This window comes from Citrobacter sp. Cu231 (assembly GCF_030332265.1).
Classification (GTDB): Bacteria; Pseudomonadota; Gammaproteobacteria; order Enterobacterales; family Enterobacteriaceae; genus Citrobacter; species Citrobacter meridianamericanus.
This window is the reverse complement of sequence record NZ_JAOWIE010000044.1, coordinates 378,672-394,142: the sequence shown is the minus strand read 5'-3', so window position 1 is coordinate 394,142 and position 15,471 is coordinate 378,672. Positions and strand designations below refer to the sequence as shown.

At 51.4% G+C, this 15,471-nt stretch carries 18 protein-coding genes and 1 pseudogene; 8 read left to right on the top strand and 11 right to left on the bottom strand.

Going from position 1 to position 15,471, the window contains the following annotated elements:
- The first annotated feature begins 105 nt into the window (after positions 1–105).
- A complete protein-coding gene (punR, locus tag OGY15_RS19565; protein ID WP_151219081.1) occupies positions 106–1,038 on the top strand; it encodes a DNA-binding transcriptional activator PunR in 933 nt (310 codons plus the stop codon).
- Here punR and purR read toward each other — a convergent pair.
- On the bottom strand, positions 1,035–2,060 hold the full coding sequence (purR, locus tag OGY15_RS19560; protein WP_151219082.1) for an HTH-type transcriptional repressor PurR: 1,026 nt from the start codon (positions 2,058–2,060) through the stop codon (positions 1,035–1,037). The genes punR and purR overlap by 4 nt on opposite strands.
- Before the next feature lie 297 nt (positions 2,061–2,357).
- Here purR and cydH point away from each other — a divergent pair, with 297 nt between their 5' ends.
- Positions 2,358–2,447: a cytochrome bd-I accessory subunit CydH gene (gene cydH, locus OGY15_RS19555; protein ID WP_003029209.1), complete on the top strand. Its 90-nt coding sequence runs from the start codon at positions 2,358–2,360 to the stop codon at positions 2,445–2,447.
- 175 nt (positions 2,448–2,622) lie between these two features.
- Positions 2,623–3,792: an MFS transporter gene (locus OGY15_RS19550; RefSeq protein ID WP_210905033.1), complete on the top strand. Its 1,170-nt coding sequence runs from the start codon at positions 2,623–2,625 to the stop codon at positions 3,790–3,792.
- Between the two features lie 39 nt (positions 3,793–3,831).
- Here the strand turns inward: OGY15_RS19550 and sodB are convergent, their stop codons facing one another.
- Complete coding sequence (gene sodB / locus OGY15_RS19545; protein WP_151219085.1) at positions 3,832–4,413, bottom strand: superoxide dismutase [Fe]; 582 nt, start codon at positions 4,411–4,413, stop codon at positions 3,832–3,834.
- Between the two features lie 127 nt (positions 4,414–4,540).
- Positions 4,541–5,371, bottom strand: coding sequence for a C40 family peptidase (locus OGY15_RS19540; protein ID WP_187252502.1), 831 nt, complete (start codon positions 5,369–5,371; stop codon positions 4,541–4,543).
- Between the two features lie 334 nt (positions 5,372–5,705).
- Here OGY15_RS19540 and grxD point away from each other — a divergent pair, with 334 nt between their 5' ends.
- Positions 5,706–6,053, top strand: a complete 348-nt coding sequence (grxD, locus tag OGY15_RS19535; RefSeq protein ID WP_003832760.1) for a monothiol glutaredoxin 4 — start codon at positions 5,706–5,708, stop codon at positions 6,051–6,053.
- 53 nt (positions 6,054–6,106) lie between these two features.
- Here the strand turns inward: grxD and rnt are convergent, their stop codons facing one another.
- The 4 genes from rnt to OGY15_RS19515 form a co-directional block, all read right to left on the bottom strand.
- Positions 6,107–6,754 (bottom strand): ribonuclease T, encoded by a 648-nt coding sequence (rnt, locus tag OGY15_RS19530; protein ID WP_003029200.1) that lies wholly within the window; start codon positions 6,752–6,754, stop codon positions 6,107–6,109.
- A 95-nt stretch (positions 6,755–6,849) separates the two neighbouring features.
- Positions 6,850–7,257: a lactoylglutathione lyase gene (gene gloA, locus OGY15_RS19525; RefSeq protein ID WP_286540729.1), complete on the bottom strand. Its 408-nt coding sequence runs from the start codon at positions 7,255–7,257 to the stop codon at positions 6,850–6,852.
- A gap of 97 nt (positions 7,258–7,354) precedes the next feature.
- Positions 7,355–8,452, bottom strand: a complete 1,098-nt coding sequence (locus tag OGY15_RS19520) for an alkene reductase (RefSeq protein ID WP_151225409.1) — start codon at positions 8,450–8,452, stop codon at positions 7,355–7,357.
- A 54-nt stretch (positions 8,453–8,506) separates the two neighbouring features.
- Positions 8,507–9,106 carry a TetR/AcrR family transcriptional regulator gene (locus tag OGY15_RS19515; RefSeq protein ID WP_286540726.1) on the bottom strand — a complete coding sequence of 200 codons (600 nt, stop codon included), beginning with the start codon at positions 9,104–9,106 and terminating at the stop codon, positions 8,507–8,509.
- A gap of 102 nt (positions 9,107–9,208) precedes the next feature.
- Between OGY15_RS19515 and OGY15_RS19510 the strand changes: the two genes are divergently transcribed.
- From OGY15_RS19510 to sodC, 3 genes are all read left to right on the top strand, one after another.
- Complete coding sequence (locus tag OGY15_RS19510; protein WP_151219088.1) at positions 9,209–9,448, top strand: DUF1289 domain-containing protein; 240 nt, start codon at positions 9,209–9,211, stop codon at positions 9,446–9,448.
- Positions 9,449–9,497: 49 nt separating this feature from the next.
- On the top strand, positions 9,498–10,394 hold the full coding sequence (locus OGY15_RS19505) for an aldo/keto reductase (protein ID WP_151219089.1): 897 nt from the start codon (positions 9,498–9,500) through the stop codon (positions 10,392–10,394).
- Positions 10,395–10,475: 81 nt separating this feature from the next.
- The gene (gene sodC, locus OGY15_RS19500) at positions 10,476–11,000 is read left to right on the top strand and encodes a superoxide dismutase [Cu-Zn] SodC (protein ID WP_151219090.1); all 525 of its coding nucleotides are present in this window, start codon (positions 10,476–10,478) and stop codon (positions 10,998–11,000) included.
- On the opposite strand, the pseudogene OGY15_RS19495 reads toward sodC, so the two are convergent.
- The 3 genes and pseudogenes from OGY15_RS19495 to OGY15_RS19485 form a co-directional block, all read right to left on the bottom strand.
- Positions 10,976–13,016: pseudogene (locus OGY15_RS19495) on the bottom strand (FUSC family protein). The gene sodC and the pseudogene OGY15_RS19495 overlap by 25 nt on opposite strands.
- Positions 13,013–13,876, bottom strand: a complete 864-nt coding sequence (locus OGY15_RS19490; RefSeq protein ID WP_210905035.1) for an efflux RND transporter periplasmic adaptor subunit — start codon at positions 13,874–13,876, stop codon at positions 13,013–13,015. Before OGY15_RS19490 ends, OGY15_RS19495 begins: the two are co-directional and overlap by 4 nt.
- A 2-nt stretch (positions 13,877–13,878) precedes the next feature.
- Positions 13,879–14,115 (bottom strand): DUF1656 domain-containing protein, encoded by a 237-nt coding sequence (locus OGY15_RS19485; protein ID WP_103770040.1) that lies wholly within the window; start codon positions 14,113–14,115, stop codon positions 13,879–13,881.
- A gap of 192 nt (positions 14,116–14,307) precedes the next feature.
- On the opposite strand from OGY15_RS19485, the gene slyA reads away from it, so the two are divergent.
- A complete protein-coding gene (gene slyA, locus OGY15_RS19480) occupies positions 14,308–14,748 on the top strand; it encodes a transcriptional regulator SlyA (protein ID WP_151219093.1) in 441 nt (146 codons plus the stop codon).
- A gap of 46 nt (positions 14,749–14,794) precedes the next feature.
- On the opposite strand, the gene slyB is transcribed toward slyA, so the two are convergent.
- Complete coding sequence (slyB, locus tag OGY15_RS19475; RefSeq protein WP_151219094.1) at positions 14,795–15,262, bottom strand: outer membrane lipoprotein SlyB; 468 nt, start codon at positions 15,260–15,262, stop codon at positions 14,795–14,797.
- Between the last annotated feature and the right edge of the window lie 209 nt (positions 15,263–15,471).

Below are 15,471 nucleotides of genomic sequence, written 5' to 3'. Positions count from 1 at the left end.
CTCTTTTTTTAGCAGTAGAACAATGCCGCTGAGTGTAGTGAGTGTAATTCTTGCTGTGAAACGCTAATATTTGCTTACTGATTTCAAATTTTTTGCAGGCAGAATATGTGGTCGGAATATTCACTTGAAGTGGTTGATGCGGTTGCGCGTAATGGCAGCTTTAGTTCGGCCGCGCAGGAGTTGCACCGTGTACCCTCAGCGGTAAGCTACACCGTACGTCAGCTGGAAGAGTGGCTGGCGGTGCCGCTTTTTGAGCGACGTCATCGGGATGTGGAGTTGACGCCTGCCGGTGCGTGGTTCCTCAAAGAAGGCCGCTCTGTTATCAAAAAAATGCAGATCACCCGCCAGCAATGTCAGCAAATTGCCAACGGCTGGCGCGGACAGCTGGCGATTGCGGTAGATAACATTGTTCGCCCGGATCGCACCCGACAGATGATCGTGGATTTCTATCGTCATTTTGATGATGTGGAACTGTTGGTTTTCCAGGAAGTGTTTAACGGCGTCTGGGATGCGCTGTCCGATGGCCGCGTTGAGCTGGCAATTGGCGCCACGCAGGCGATTCCGGTGGGGGGACGCTATACCTTTCGCGACATGGGAATGCTGAGCTGGAGTTGCGTGGTGGCCAGCCATCATCCGTTGGCGTCAATGCCTGGGCCGCTTAGCGACGACACGTTGCGCAACTGGCCGTCGCTGGTGCGTGAAGATACTTCCCGTACGCTGCCAAAACGCATTACCTGGCTGCTGGATAACCAAAAACGTGTCGTGGTGCCTGACTGGGAATCTTCCGCTACCTGCTTATCCGCAGGGTTGTGTGTTGGCATGGTACCGACGCATTTTGCCAAACCGTGGATCGATAGCGGCAAGTGGGTCGCGCTACAGCTGGAAAATCCATTTCCTGATGCCGCATGCTGTCTGACATGGCAACAGAACGATACGTCACCTGCATTGAGCTGGCTGTTGGACTATTTAGGGGATAGCGAAACGCTGAACAAAGAGTGGCTGCGGGAGCCAGATGAGGCTCCCGCACAACGGTCTTAACGACGGTAATCGCGGAACGGGCCGTCGGCAACGGAGCGACGCTCTACCAGACGCGGATGCACCTCGATAGATTGCGACTCTTCACGTTTATTCACGATACGGTCTAACAGCATATTGAAGGCCGTTTCACCGAGCGAATCTTTAGGCTGGTGAATGGTCGTCAGAGCCGGCGTGAAGAAACGGGCGTTGCGCACGTTGTCGTAGCCGATAAGCGAGATATCCTGCGGTACCCGCAGTCCCATCTCATCAGCGGCGCACAGCGCACCCATCGCCATGATATCGCCACCACAGAAGACGGCGGTCGGACGATGCGGCTGTGACAGAATTTGCTGCATGGCGCGATAGCCGGATTCAGGCTCAAAATCCCCCTGGACAATCCAGTTGTCCGGTACTTTTATCAGCGCTTCTTCCATCGCTTTCATAAAGCCAGCCAGACGCCCGGCTCCGGTGTTACGTTCCATTGGGCCTGGGATCACGCCAATCTCACGATGACCGCGTTCGACCAGATACCGACCCGCCATGTAACCACCTTCGAAGGCATTATCAATGACGGTATCGGTAAAGTCGGCTTTGGCCTCGCCCCAGTCCATGACGACCATCGGGATATGGCGGTATTCTTCGAGCATCGAAAGCAGCGACTCCGGATACTCAGAGCACATCACCAGCAGACCATCAACGCGCTTTTGCGCCATCATCGACAGATAAGCCTGCTGTTTTTCAAGGCTGTTCCATGCGTTACCCAGAATCAGGGTATAGCCTTTCTGGAAACAGTTTTTCTCAACGGCTTCGATAATTTCAGCGAAATAGGCCGCTTCACTGCTGGTGGCCAGCAAGCCAATAGACTTGGTGTGATTCACCTTCAGGCTGCGCGCAACTGCGCTCGGAGAATAGTGCAGCTCTTTGATTGCCGCCCAGACAGCATTACGCGTTTCTTCCGCGACAAAGCGCGTCTTGTTAATCACGTGTGATACGGTTGTAGTGGAAACGTTTGCTCGCTTCGCTACATCTTTAATTGTTGCCATTACATCTCACTCCAGACCATATCCTAAGCTCCTGAGAATACTCCAGGTAAACGTTTGCCTTCACACACCCTTAACGCAACGTAAGGGTTGCGGCACGCCGGGAAAACGACACGGAACGTCAGGAAGGGGTCAATGGCCGGTACGCTAATCAAGTAAGCGTGGAATTTTGTCTGATCTTAACGAAAAGGGGAAGAGTTAAAAGCAGTTATCAATATAAATCGTGAGAGATTTTTGCTTTCAAGTGTGTAAAAATGCGCAATATCACTTTTTGTGTGGGAATAAAAAGGAGAAAACTTGATGAGCACCGATCTGAAATTTTCGTTAGTGACTACCATTATTGTTCTGGGTTTGATCGTCGCGGGTGGCCTGACCGCAGCGCTGCATTAATTTCCTCGAGGGAGTTAGCTCTCCCTCACTCTTTCCGCTCGTCTATCTCTTCTATTGTTTGCGAATAAGCAAAAGTCTTTTGCAATTTTGTTAACTTTATTAATTTTGCGATCAATGTCATGCTTTTGACTCTTATTTTATGTCGCGCCACGGCTCGACGTTACGGAGTCGCAATATGAAACTCAATTATCCTTTACTGGCGCTGGCGATCGGAGCGTTTGGCATTGGCACCACCGAATTTTCGCCAATGGGATTATTGCCCGTCATAGCCAAAGGAGTGGATGTTTCGATTCCGGCCGCCGGCATGTTAATCAGCGCGTATGCGGTTGGCGTGATGGTGGGGGCTCCGCTGATGACATTATTATTGTCTCATCGTGCGCGACGTAATGCGTTGATTTTCCTGATGGCGATTTTCACGTTGGGTAATGTCCTCTCGGCGATTTCACCGGATTACTCCACGCTGATGTTATCGCGCATTTTGACCAGTCTTAATCACGGGGCATTTTTCGGCCTTGGCTCTGTGGTTGCTGCAAGTGTGGTGCCCAAACATAAACAGGCCAGTGCCGTGGCAACCATGTTTATGGGGTTAACCATTGCCAATATTGGCGGCGTTCCGGCGGCGACCTGGCTTGGTGAAAGCATCGGCTGGCGCATGTCGTTCATGGCAACGGCAGGGCTCGGCGTTATCGCCATGGTCAGTCTGTTCTTCTCATTACCCAAAGGCGGGGCGGGAGAGCGTCCGGATGTACGCAGCGAACTGGCGGTACTTATGCGTCCTCAGGTGCTGTCGGCTCTGCTGACGACCGTGCTGGGAGCAGGGGCGATGTTCACGCTTTATACCTACATCTCACCGGTGCTGCACACTATCACTCATGCCACACCAGCATTTGTGACCGGTATGCTGGTGCTGATTGGCGTGGGCTTCTCAATCGGTAACTATTTTGGCGGCAAGCTGGCTGACCGTTCAGTCAATGGTACGTTGAAAGGCTTTTTACTGCTGTTAATGGTTATTATGCTGGCCATTCCTTTCCTTGCGCGTAATGAGCCTGGCGCGGCGGTCAGTATGGTGGTCTGGGGTGCGGCGACATTTGCAGTGGTTCCACCGTTGCAGATGCGAGTGATGCGTGTTGCCAGTGAAGCGCCGGGTTTATCATCGTCAGTCAATATTGGCGCATTTAACCTGGGGAATGCACTGGGGGCCGCAGCCGGTGGGGCGGTGATATCCGGTGGCCTGGGTTACAGTTTTGTGCCTGTGATGGGGGCGATTGTGGCAGGGCTTGCGCTGCTGCTGGTGTACATTTCCGCAAGAAGACAGCCTGAAGAGGCTTGCACTACCGCGAATTAATGCAAAAACGCAGAAGGAAGCCCTTCTGCGTTATCTTTTTTATGCTGCGAAGTTCTTCGCAACAAACTCCCAATTCACCAGCGCCCAGAAATGTTCCAGGTAGCCAGGACGAGCATTGCGATAGTCGATGTAGTAGGCGTGTTCCCATACGTCAACGGTCATCAGTGGCGTCGCGTCGGTGGTCAGCGGCGTACCCGCGTTGGAGGTTGAAACGATAGCCAGTTTGCCATCCGTTCCTTTAACCAGCCACGTCCAGCCAGAACCGAAGTTTTTGATAGCGGCATCGGTGAACTGTGCTTTGAAATCTGCAAAGCTGCCAAAGGAGGCTGCAATGGCTTCGGCCAGTTTACCAGTCGGTTCGCCACCTGCGTTCGGTGCCAGGCAGTTCCAGTAGAAAGTGTGGTTCCAGACCTGGGCTGCGTTATTGAATACACCACCTTCAGAGCTACGAACGATCTCTTCCAGTGATTTACCTTCAAACGCCGTGCCTTTGATCAGGTTATTCAGGTTAGTAACGTAAGTCTGGTGATGTTTGCCATAGTGGTATTCCAGCGTTTCAGCAGAAATGTGCGGGACCAGAGCATCTTTGGCATACGGTAATGCAGGTAATTCGAACGACATTGCTTCTCTCCTTATTATTTATATTGAGTACACACAATAGCCTCATTGTGAGTAAGGATAGGGTAGCAAATTGAAAGGTTATGCAAAAGAAGAACTTACCCTACAGCATGTTCTGTAGGGTAAGTTTTTAGCGAATTGTTTTTGGCGTCATTACCCGGCGAGCGCCCACATAGTGGCGCTGCCAGTAATCTTCGCTCAGCGAGGTGATTTGAATTTCCCGGCCGCTGCGCGGGGACTGAATAAATTTTCCGTTGCCGACATACACACCAACGTGATCGGCTGTTCCGCGACCCTGAGTACGGAAAAAGACCAGATCGCCATTTTTCAGTTCGCCACGTTCAATCGGCGCGGCATCACGTAGATGGTACATTTCGTTCGCAGTACGGGGAATGCGGAATTTCACCAGATCTTTATAGGCATAATAGACCAGACCGCTGCAGTCAAATCCGGTTCTTGGCGATGTACCGCCCCAGCGATAAGGCTTGCCTATTTGATTCATCAGCGTGGACATGGCGGTTTTAGTGGCTTTCTGCACTTTGACCTTGTGTGCGTCAGCGAGCGTAGTCGGAGCCGTGGTTTTCACTTTTACACAGCGTGGCTTATGGCCTTTACGCGGCGTGCATTTTTCAGTCCAGGTCACGGCAGCGGTTTGTGCTGCGGCGGTTTTGCCTCGACGGTTTGCAGTTTTAGTCGACTTTGCCGGAGTGGCAGTGCGATTTTTAGAAGAGGAAGCGGTTTTGGTGCTGGTTTTACTGGAGGTCTTTGTCGCCGTTTTCTTGTTGGTCTTTGTTGTTTTTTGGCTGGTTGTTGCGCTTTTCTTTTTATCTACCGTTTTGATGGGGTGGGATTGGGTAGTTGTCGTCCTGGCCTGCTTGGAAGCATGAGCCATAGGCGTAAAGGGCAGTGTAGTAAAAAGTAAAGCACAGAGCGTGATCGAGATTCGGTTTATCCGCGCCACTGAGCAGTCCTCTGGTAAGGCAGGTCTATAGTGCCTGCGTGTGATTTTCAAAACTTGATGATTCTAATCTATAGAAAGAGGGAAAGTTAATAGCTTTTTTTGTTTAAAACTGTGTTTCGTAACCGACCGCAAAAAAAAACAGCAATTAACGTGGGAACAGGTGAAAGGACAATCAAATCCACAGGCTTCAAGGGGATAAATGAGATTATGAATGCAACTTTTAGCGTCAGGGGATAAAATAATAAGGCGTAATGAAAATGTTATTTTCCGTTGCCTGTCTGACCCGTTACAATGTCAGACTACTGCCGTAAAAGAAGTTTAAGGAAGCAAGATAATGAGCACCACTATCGAAAAAATCCAGCGCCAGATCGCTGAAAACCCGATTCTCCTGTACATGAAAGGTTCCCCTAAACTGCCAAGCTGCGGTTTCTCCGCTCAGGCTGTGCAGGCGTTGTCTGCCTGTGGTGAGCGTTTTGCTTACGTTGATATTCTGCAGAACCCGGATATTCGCGCCGAGCTGCCGAAATACGCAAACTGGCCGACTTTTCCGCAGCTGTGGGTTGATGGTGAGCTGGTTGGCGGCTGTGACATTTTGATCGAAATGTACCAGCGCGGTGAGTTACAGCAGCTGATTAAAGAAACAGCGGCGAAATACAAAACCGAAGAACCAGACGCTGAGTAATTTTAGCGGAAATAAAAAAGCGACCTGTGACGGTCGCTTTTTTTATCGATCCGTTATGCCTCTTCAGGCACGGGAAGAGGCCAACCGCCGAGGCGTTTCCAGCGGTTAACGATTTCGCAAAACAGTACGGCCGTCCGTTCGGTATCATACAGCGCCGAGTGCGCCTGATTCCCGTCAAACTCCATTCCAGCCGCCAGACATGCTTTTGACAACACCGTTTGCCCCAATGACAGACCGCTTAATGCCGCAGTATCAAAAGTGACAAATGGATGAAATGGATTTCGTTTGAGAGAGGCGCGCTCTGCTGCGGCCATCATGAAACTGTGATCGAAGGTAGCGTTATGCGCCACCATGATAGCCCGATTGCAGCCGCTGTCTTTAATCCCTTTGCGTACCATTTTGAAGATGGCATGCAGTGCGTCATATTCGCTGACCGCACCACGTAGCGGATTGTTAGGGTCAATACCGTTAAAGGCGAGGGCTTCCGGCTGTAAATTCGCGCCTTCAAATGGCTCTACGTGGAAATGTAACGTCGTGTCCGGCATCAGCCAGCCTTGTTCATCCATTTTCAGTGTGATGGCGGCGATCTCAAGCAGCGCATCGGTTTTGGCATTGAACCCTGCGGTTTCGACATCAATGACGACAGGATAAAAACCACGAAAACGGTCACACAGACCGGAAAGTTGAGCGTTATCGGACATCTGGGTCTCTTAATACGGGAAAATTGCAGCACGTATTATGGCAAAATGATGAGTATAAAACTACGGGCACAGACGATCTGCGCCCGAGGGGGAAGTTAGTCGCCCAGACCGCGCCCGGCGTCTTTCTCTTCGATCAGCTCAATTTTGTAACCGTCCGGATCTTCAACGAACGCGATCACTGTTGTGCCGCCTTTTACCGGACCCGCTTCACGCGTTACGTTGCCGCCATTCTGACGAATACGTTCACAGGCTTCGGCCGCATTGTCTACACTCAGGGCGATATGGCCGTAGGCTGTGCCCAGCTCATACTTATCGACACCCCAGTTATAGGTCAGTTCGATCACCGCTTCACTGGTTTCCGGGCCGTAGCCGACAAAGGCCAGAGAGTACTTATATTCAGGGTTCTCGCTGGTACGCAGCATCTTCATGCCCAGCACGTTGGTGTAAAACTCGATGGAACGCTGCAGGTCACCCACGCGCAGCATGGTATGAAGTAAACGCATCTTTTTCCCCTTCGAAAATGGCTAATACATTCAAAATGTTGTTTTAGTATAGCGGCGTTGTTACACCGCTATCAATGGCAGAACTGAGTTTGTGACGTTAGAGGGTAGGATAATCGGTGTAACCTTCAGCGCCGCCGCCGTAGAAGCTTTCGGCACGCTGTGGATTCAGCTCCGCTTTACGCTGCAGACGCGCGACCAGATCCGGGTTAGCGATATAAGCGCGACCAAAAGCAACGGCGTCGATCAGACCTTTTTCGATCAGCGATTCTGCTTTTTCTGGTGTGTAGGCGCCCGCGCCAATGATCGGACCGTGAAAACGCGCGCGAACTTTTTCGCGAAACGCATCGGAATACGGCTCGCCACCGGCCCAGTCAGGTTCCGACATATGCAGGTAAGCGATGCCGCGTTTGCCCAGTTGTTCAATCAGATAAAGCGCATCGGCTTCTTCGTTCGGACCGTTGTCAACGTTCTGGAAAGAGCCAATCGGGGAGATGCGAATACCAATGCGATCGGCACCCCATTCTTTAATACCTGCATCGACAACGTCCAGTACCAGACGCGCACGATTTTCGACGCTACCACCGTATTGATCGGTACGCTGGTTAGACGTTGGTGACAGGAACTGGTGCAGCAGGTAGCCGTGAGCGGAGTGCAGTTCTACCATGTCGAAACCTGCTTCGCGTGCGTTGGCTATAGCCTGACGGAAGTCATTTACAATGCCTGGAATTTCTTCGGTTTCCAGAGCGCGCGGCATGGAGGTATCGACGCGTGTTGCCAGGCCGTTTTCATCACGCAATGAGGTGCGGGTACCTGCGATAATTGCAGAAGGTGCAACCGGTGCCTGTCCATTTGGCTGCAGACTGGCGTGAGAAATGCGCCCGGTGTGCCACAACTGAACGGCAATATGACCTTGCTCAGCGTGTACAGCCGCAGTGATTTTTTTCCAGGCGACGATTTGTGCTTCGCTGTGTAAGCCGGGGGCTCCAGCATACCCTTTTGCCTGGGCGGAAATCTGCGTGGCTTCGCTGATAATAAGGCCTGCGCTGGCGCGTTGACGGTAATACTCGACCATCAGCGGAGTAGGGATGTCGCCAGGCTCGATGCTGCGCAGACGCGTCAGTGGCGCCATGAATACGCGGTTAGCTGCCGTGATGGCACCCACTTTCAGTGGGGAAAACAGTTTTTCAGATGACATGTGGCACTCCTGAATAGACCGGTCGTCTAGTAATAAAGTAAATAAAAACGCCTGTTAAACGGCAGGCGTTGTGATGATGTTTTTAACGTGCGCCAGCGCATTTTCCAGCGGGGTGGCGCTACGAGAAATCTTGGCCTGCAGGTTGGCACCAAGCCAGAGTGCATACAGGACCTGCGCTTGCTGTAACGGCTCGCCAACAAAGGACAGACATTGGTTGGCCCGACCTTTCTCCAGCGCCTGCGCTAACAGCGCAATAATGTGTCGCGCGCCTTTATCCATCGCTGTGCGCATATCTTCTGACAGATCGCATACTTCAGCAGAAAGTTTTACAGTTAAACAGCCGCTAATAATCCCGTGCTGGCTAAACTGGTTCAGGGTTTCCTGATAGTAGGCCAGTATTCGGTCGCGGTAATTCCCCGCCCCTGTATTAAAATGCGTAGCCAGTCGCTGATGATAGGCCGCATAGTGGCGTTCCAGCATCGCGACACCGAATGCTTCTTTAGAGCGAAAATAGTGATAAAACGAACCCTTAGGAACTTCAGCAGTTTTCAGTAGTTCGCTTAAACCCATGCCGGTGAAGCCGCGCTGCATACACAGCTGTTCGCCAGTCGCCAGCAGATGTTCGCGTGTATCGTATTCAGTGACTTTGTTCATGAGATGGAGTGTAATAGACCAGTCGGTCTAATGCAATAGCCCCTTGCGAGAAATTCAGTTAACGTCTTCAATAAGTATATCAATTTTACTAAAGGAGGGGATGTGGCGGAACAGCTGGAGTTTTTCCCCGTCCAGAGCCCATGCCGTGGAATATGTCAGTCTGACGAGCGCGGCTTTTGCCGTGGCTGTTTTCGTAGTCGGGATGAGCGTTTTAACTGGCAAAAGATGAGCGATGCCGAAAAGCAGGAAGTGCTGCGGCTTTGTCGTCAGCGTCTGATGCGTAAATTACGCGCAAACAAACCCAATCCTTCGGAAGAACCGCAACAACCTTCACTCTTTTAAAAGTGTAATTGCGTATACTCGATGCACATTCACTCATAAGGAAGCTGCTATGGTTCAGCGTATTACTATTGCGCCACAAGGTCCTGAATTTTCTCGCTTTGTGATGGGGTATTGGCGCCTGATGGACTGGAATATGTCCGCGCGCCAGTTAGTCAGCTTTATTGAAGAGCATCTGGATCTGGGGGTTACCACCGTCGATCACGCCGATATTTACGGTGGATACCAGTGTGAGGCGGCGTTTGGCGAGGCAATGAAGCTGGCCCCGCATCTGCGTGAAAAAATGCAGATTGTGACTAAATGTGGGATCGCGACGACAGCACGCGCGGAAAATGTGCTGGGCCATTACATTACCGATAGTGCGCATATTATTGCCAGTGCGGAACAGTCGTTGAAATTACTGGCGACCGATCATATTGACCTGCTGCTGATCCACCGTCCTGACCCGCTTATGGATGCAGACGACGTAGCAGACGCTTTTAAAAAATTACACCATAGCGGCAAAGTACGTCACTTTGGCGTTTCTAATTTCACTCCCGCACAGTTTTCACTGCTGCAATCGCGTCTACCGTTTACGCTGGCAACCAACCAGGTTGAGATCTCTCCGGTACATCAGCCGCTCCTGCTGGATGGTACTTTAGATCAACTGCAGCAACTGCGTATTCGTCCAATGGCCTGGTCCTGCCTTGGTGGCGGTCGCTTGTTTAATGACGATGCGTTCCAGCCATTACGCAATGAACTTGCCGCGATCGCAGAAGAGTTAAACGCGCAGTCTATTGAGCAGGTGGTGTACGCCTGGATTTTACGCCTGCCGTCCCAGCCGCTGCCAATTATTGGCTCAGGTAAGATAGAACGTGTCCGCGCCGCCATTGAGTCTGAGTCACTGGACATGTCTCGCCAGCAGTGGTTCCGTATTCGTAAAGCCGCCCTGGGTTACGACGTACCTTAATCGCGTTTTCAGCGCTTTACCGTTCAAATTAGCGTCACTGGTTTACACTTATCAATCAGACACCCTTTGGACGGAGTTCTTATGAAGCGTTTGAGTTTGGCCATTATCACATTACTCGCCTGTGCAAGTGCACAGGCTGCCAGTGAAGAAAAGGTGACGATGAATCTGGTAACGTCGCAAGGCGTCGGCCAGGCGATTGGTACGGTCACTATTGCTGAAACCGCGAAAGGACTGGAGTTTACGCCCGATCTTAGAGCGCTGCCGCCAGGTGAACATGGCTTCCATGTGCATGCGAATGGCAGCTGTCAACCGGCTATTAAGGAAGGAAAAGCTTCAGCCGCAGAATCGGCCGGAGGCCATTATGATCCACACAAAACTGGCAAACACGAAGGGCCGGAAGGCGCAGGTCACATGGGCGACCTGCCGCTGTTACTGGTAAATAACGACGGGAACGCCACAACACCAGTTTTTGCACCGCGGCTGAAAACGCTCGACGAGGTGAAAGGTAAGGCGCTGATGATCCATGTGGGCGGCGATAATATGTCCGATCAACCGAAACCGCTGGGCGGTGGCGGAGCGCGCTACGCTTGTGGCGTTATTAAATAATCAACTGCTTAGTGTACCCGGCGGCGGCGCTTGTTCGAGTTGCGAAAGCGAACAGTGTAGCCGCCAGACAAGCGCAGACAGTTCCTGCGCGGCAGGTTGATGATGGTGGGCAAGCGTATCGCAGATGCGCTGTAACTGATTTAGCGTGGCATTCAGCGGTCGTTGCTGGACGCCACGTTCACTCATCACGTCACGGAGCAGTAAGATACATACGTCCCTGACGCGAGCGAGTGGATCTGAACGCGCCTCCCATGTGCGAAGCTGCCACACCACGTGTGAGCAGTTCAACAAAACTACTCCCCAACGCAATAACCAGCGTCTCGCCAGCGCGTCCTGACTGTTGCTAAGCTGGCTGACGTGGTGATAGGTCAGCGACTCAAATTCGTTTTCACTGAGTGAGGGACGTCGACTCAGCTGATCGACAAAATACCTACGCAGGGCACGAATATGACGCCGACTTTTCCGCGCATCTGAACCTGGACGCAGAATAGCGAAGGCCAGCCAGGACAGCGCCACGCCGATGATTTTCGCCATATTGTCATTCAGGAAATCAGCGAAATCATAAACCGGCGGATTGGTTACCGCGATAAACGATCCCATAAACACGATCAGCTGTCCCCACAGGCCCGCCAGCGCAGGCATTTGTAGCTTCAGGAGTTGCATGGTGGCGAGAAGCGGGAAGAGAAAAAGAATGAATTGCCAGAGATCGGAAATTTGCACCATCAGGCCAAACTTAACCACGAAGCTAAACAGCGACAGCAGAACCAGCGTGCGCATCAGCAGCGAAAGTGACTTGAATGGTGTAGCGACGGTAGAATACAGAACGCTGCTGATGGCTGCGAGCGTGAGCGCGCCAGATCCTGATTCCCATTGTGCGCCAATGCTCCATGCGCCGATAAGCATCAACGTGCAGAATGTACGCAACCCGCTCCAGATGGCTTCCGCATTATCAGTGTGGCGCGCAAGACCTGGCGTACGGTCAACATTAATCTGTTCCGCAGTGACCCCATTTTCAAGTAAATGCAGGTAATGGCTACTGCGCAGGTAAATTCGGCAAAAATAGCGTAACCGTTGCCAGAAAGCGACGTGTCGGTAGTCGCGCGCATCGGTTGGGCGAAGAGGGGCAATAATACGCGCAACGGTGTAGCTGTCGGTATTGGATTTGACCAGCGCGCTGAGCAACTGCTCGATGACCTCCCGGGTATTGACCGGGGGATTAGGCCAGTTCAGCAACATCCTGCGCAGACTGGAAATCACGCTGGTCATACGCAACTGCTGGTGCAACAGCGAATTGAGCAACGCATTTTGACGGCGAAAGCGGTAGTGGCTCCAGAACGCCTGTATACGCAGCAGGTTCATGGTCAGGATCTGCCCGATGACACTTTCATGAGCCGTACGAATGGCGTCCGTTGTCTCCGGTTGCCAGAGTAAGCTGGCATGTTCCAGTAAACGAGAATGCATGTTTTTCAGCGCGGTAAGTAACGTGGTGCCATCGGAGGTGCTGGGCAGGATCATCATCATCATCCCACCGCACAGGATACCCACGATAACCTCGCACACGCGGGCCTGCGCGATATTCCACAACTGCGTAATCTCAATGGTATTAACCATGGGAAACGCAATGATTGCCGCGGTGTAGCCCGCCAATTGAAAGGCGTAAGCGACGTTATTGGTAAAATGGGCACAGGCCCAGGTACAAAAACCAATCCACAGCGACATGCAGAGCAAAAACAACCACGGCTCATTGAGAGCATGTCCGGCAATAATTAAGGCGGCGGTGGCACCAAGCAAGCTACCCGCAACGCGACCGAGGCTTTTACTGATAACCCCACCAACAGTAGGAAAGCTGACCACCGCCGCCGAGGTCATCGCCCAGTAGGGTTCATCCAGATTCAGGTAATAGGCGAACGTTAACGCCAGACACATCGCAATGGTGTTTCGCAGTGCATAGCGCCACTGCGCCGCCGTGGCTTTAAACCACGGCAAATTGCCAGGTGTCAGATGGGGCAGTTTCATTTACGCTGACCGATAGACACGCTGCAGGTCGTACCTGAAACCAGCGTGATACCCTGCACTGGCTCGTCGAATTCGATGCGCACCGGAACACGTTGCGCCAGGCGCACCCACGGCACGTTAGGTTTAATATCGGGGATCAGGCCGGAGTCACTTTCCACACTTTGGTCGTAGATGGCACGACCAATACTGGATACGTGACCCTGTAACTTTATATTGCCACTGTAGAGGGTGATCAGCGCAGGCGCACCTTCGCGAATATGGCGCAATTTGGTTTCTTCAAAATACCCCATTACATAAAAAGATTGACTGTCGACAAGGGCAAACAGGGGTTTACCGGTTGAGGCGTAGTCTCCGGTACGGATTGAAAGGTTGGTGACCCAGCCTGCCACGGGGGCTTTGACCACCGTTTGTGTCAGTTGCCACTGTGCCTGGCGCAGACTGGCCTCTGCTGCTTTAACGCTCGCCTGCATGGCTTTCACGTTGAGGTTGGCGGTATCCAGGTCTTCGGCAGAGATATAATTTTGCGATAAGTGACGGCGGCGGTTGGCCTCGTTATTGGCTTTTGCCAGATCGGACTGTGCTTTAGCCAACTGGGCTTGTGCATTCAGTTCAGCAATGTGAAATGGCGTCTTGTCGATAACAAACAGGACATCGCCTTCATTCACAAACTGGTTATCTTTTATGTTGAGTTCGCTGATACTGCCCGAAACCTGCGGCGTGATGCTGACCTGCTCAGCGCGCACTTTGCCGTCACGGGTCCAGGGCGATTGCATATAGTAATTCCACATCCACCATCCTGCGAAAACTGCGATTGCAGCGACTATAATCGTGGAGAAGTATTTAACGGTTTTAAGCGACATAATCACCACACAATCAGCATGACAAAGGCCAGACATACGCATAGCGTAAAGAGGGACAGATCCATTAACAGGGGATGCCAGATTTCGCCGGAATAAATCCAGTCGCGAAGCAGGCGATGAACAACCAGCCAGAGAAGGAATCCTGCTACAAATGCCTTGAAAACAGGCGGGAAGTAGACAGATGCGCCGATCATTAAATCTTGTAGGGGCAATCCTGTTGCATTAAACATAAACTTCACGGGCAAAATCCTTGGCGGAAGAGAGCATCGCTATAGGTTTAGCAAAAAAGAGACAACGAGTCTCTGTAACGCATAATGTCTGAAAAAATGTCTGCCGGTAAGCAAATTTGGCAATACATTTGTTTTGGCAATACAAATGCTGCACACTATTCTAAAATCAGCACAATAACTTAGCAAGCTAATTATAAGGAGATGAAATTGGAATCGCCATTAGGTTCTGATCTGGCACGGTTGGTGCGCATTTGGCGTGCTCTGATTGACCATCGCCTGAAACCTCTGGAGTTGACGCAGACCCATTGGGTTACGCTGCACAACATTCATCAATTGCCGCCCGATCAATCGCAGATTCAGTTGGCGAAAGCGATTGGCATCGAACAGCCTTCGCTAGTACGTACGCTTGACCAACTGGAAGAAAAGGGACTCATTTCACGCCAGACTTGCGCCAGCGATCGCCGGGCAAAGAGAATTAGACTGACAGAAAAAGCAGAGCCGCTGATCGCGGATATGGAAGCGGTTATCAACAAAACACGTGGAGAAATTTTGGAAGGGATTTCAGCTGAGGAAATTGATCTGCTGATTAAACTGGTCGCCAGACTGGAACATAATATTATTGAGCTACAGTCACAAGGCTGATACAGAAGATAGCGTGTGGCCAGAGTCTGACCACACGTAAATTCGATTAGCGTGGAGACACGGTAACCTGGCTGCCGTTGTTTGCCATAACAACGCGTTGACCGGCTGAAAACTTGGTCGCACCCTGTTTCTGAACCACCATAATGGTATTACCGTCGTCCTTACGGATTTCCAGTTCCACACCCTGGGTTTTATTCATCGCACCTTGTACGCTTTGACCCGCTACGCCGCCGGCAACGGCGCCTGCAGCAGTCGCTAATGAACGACCCGTACCGCCGCCAACGGTGTTACCGAGGAACCCGCCGAGTACCGCACCGCCAATAGCGCCAATCACGTTTGCGTCATCACCACCCTGGATTTGCACCGGACGAACATGAACAATCGTACCGTAGGTCACGTTCTGAACTTGTTTCGCTTCGGATGCGGTATATACGTCGCCCGAAAGGCTATCATTGTTAACGCAGCCCGCTAAAGATACGCCCATTAATGAAACAATCAGCACACGTTTAATCATTTACAAATCTCCTTTGTCGCCACGAAATGCTCAATAAGCACCCTTCATGACTAAATTATATGGCATTTGTGAACCCAAGTTCACATGTTCTACTGGAACAATATGAAAATCTTAACTGAAATCGGATATACCGAGTATAAACGAATCATTCATATAATTGATGTAATAAAGCATCCATTGTAATGATTAGCCATCAAAAATCATTAAGG

Bases quoted from the DNA above. Each gene is read 5' to 3' on its own strand.
- OGY15_RS19520 (WP_151225409.1), bottom strand. From the start codon at position 8,452: ATGTCATCTGAAAAACTGTTTTCCCCACTGAAAGTGGGTGCCATCACG.
- OGY15_RS19550 (WP_210905033.1), top strand. From the start codon at position 2,623: ATGAAACTCAATTATCCTTTACTGGCGCTGGCGATCGGAGCGTTTGGC.
- slyA (WP_151219093.1), top strand. From the start codon at position 14,308: ATGAAATTGGAATCGCCATTAGGTTCTGATCTGGCACGGTTGGTGCGC.
- grxD (WP_003832760.1), top strand. From the start codon at position 5,706: ATGAGCACCACTATCGAAAAAATCCAGCGCCAGATCGCTGAAAACCCG.
- purR (WP_151219082.1), bottom strand. From the start codon at position 2,060: ATGGCAACAATTAAAGATGTAGCGAAGCGAGCAAACGTTTCCACTACA.
- OGY15_RS19490 (WP_210905035.1), bottom strand. From the start codon at position 13,876: ATGTCGCTTAAAACCGTTAAATACTTCTCCACGATTATAGTCGCTGCA.
- sodB (WP_151219085.1), bottom strand. From the start codon at position 4,413: ATGTCGTTCGAATTACCTGCATTACCGTATGCCAAAGATGCTCTGGTC.
- slyB (WP_151219094.1), bottom strand. From the start codon at position 15,262: ATGATTAAACGTGTGCTGATTGTTTCATTAATGGGCGTATCTTTAGCG.
- OGY15_RS19515 (WP_286540726.1), bottom strand. From the start codon at position 9,106: ATGAACAAAGTCACTGAATACGATACACGCGAACATCTGCTGGCGACT.
- cydH (WP_003029209.1), top strand. From the start codon at position 2,358: ATGAGCACCGATCTGAAATTTTCGTTAGTGACTACCATTATTGTTCTG.
- sodC (WP_151219090.1), top strand. From the start codon at position 10,476: ATGAAGCGTTTGAGTTTGGCCATTATCACATTACTCGCCTGTGCAAGT.
- gloA (WP_286540729.1), bottom strand. From the start codon at position 7,257: ATGCGTTTACTTCATACCATGCTGCGCGTGGGTGACCTGCAGCGTTCC.
- rnt (WP_003029200.1), bottom strand. From the start codon at position 6,754: ATGTCCGATAACGCTCAACTTTCCGGTCTGTGTGACCGTTTTCGTGGT.
- punR (WP_151219081.1), top strand. From the start codon at position 106: ATGTGGTCGGAATATTCACTTGAAGTGGTTGATGCGGTTGCGCGTAAT.
- OGY15_RS19505 (WP_151219089.1), top strand. From the start codon at position 9,498: ATGGTTCAGCGTATTACTATTGCGCCACAAGGTCCTGAATTTTCTCGC.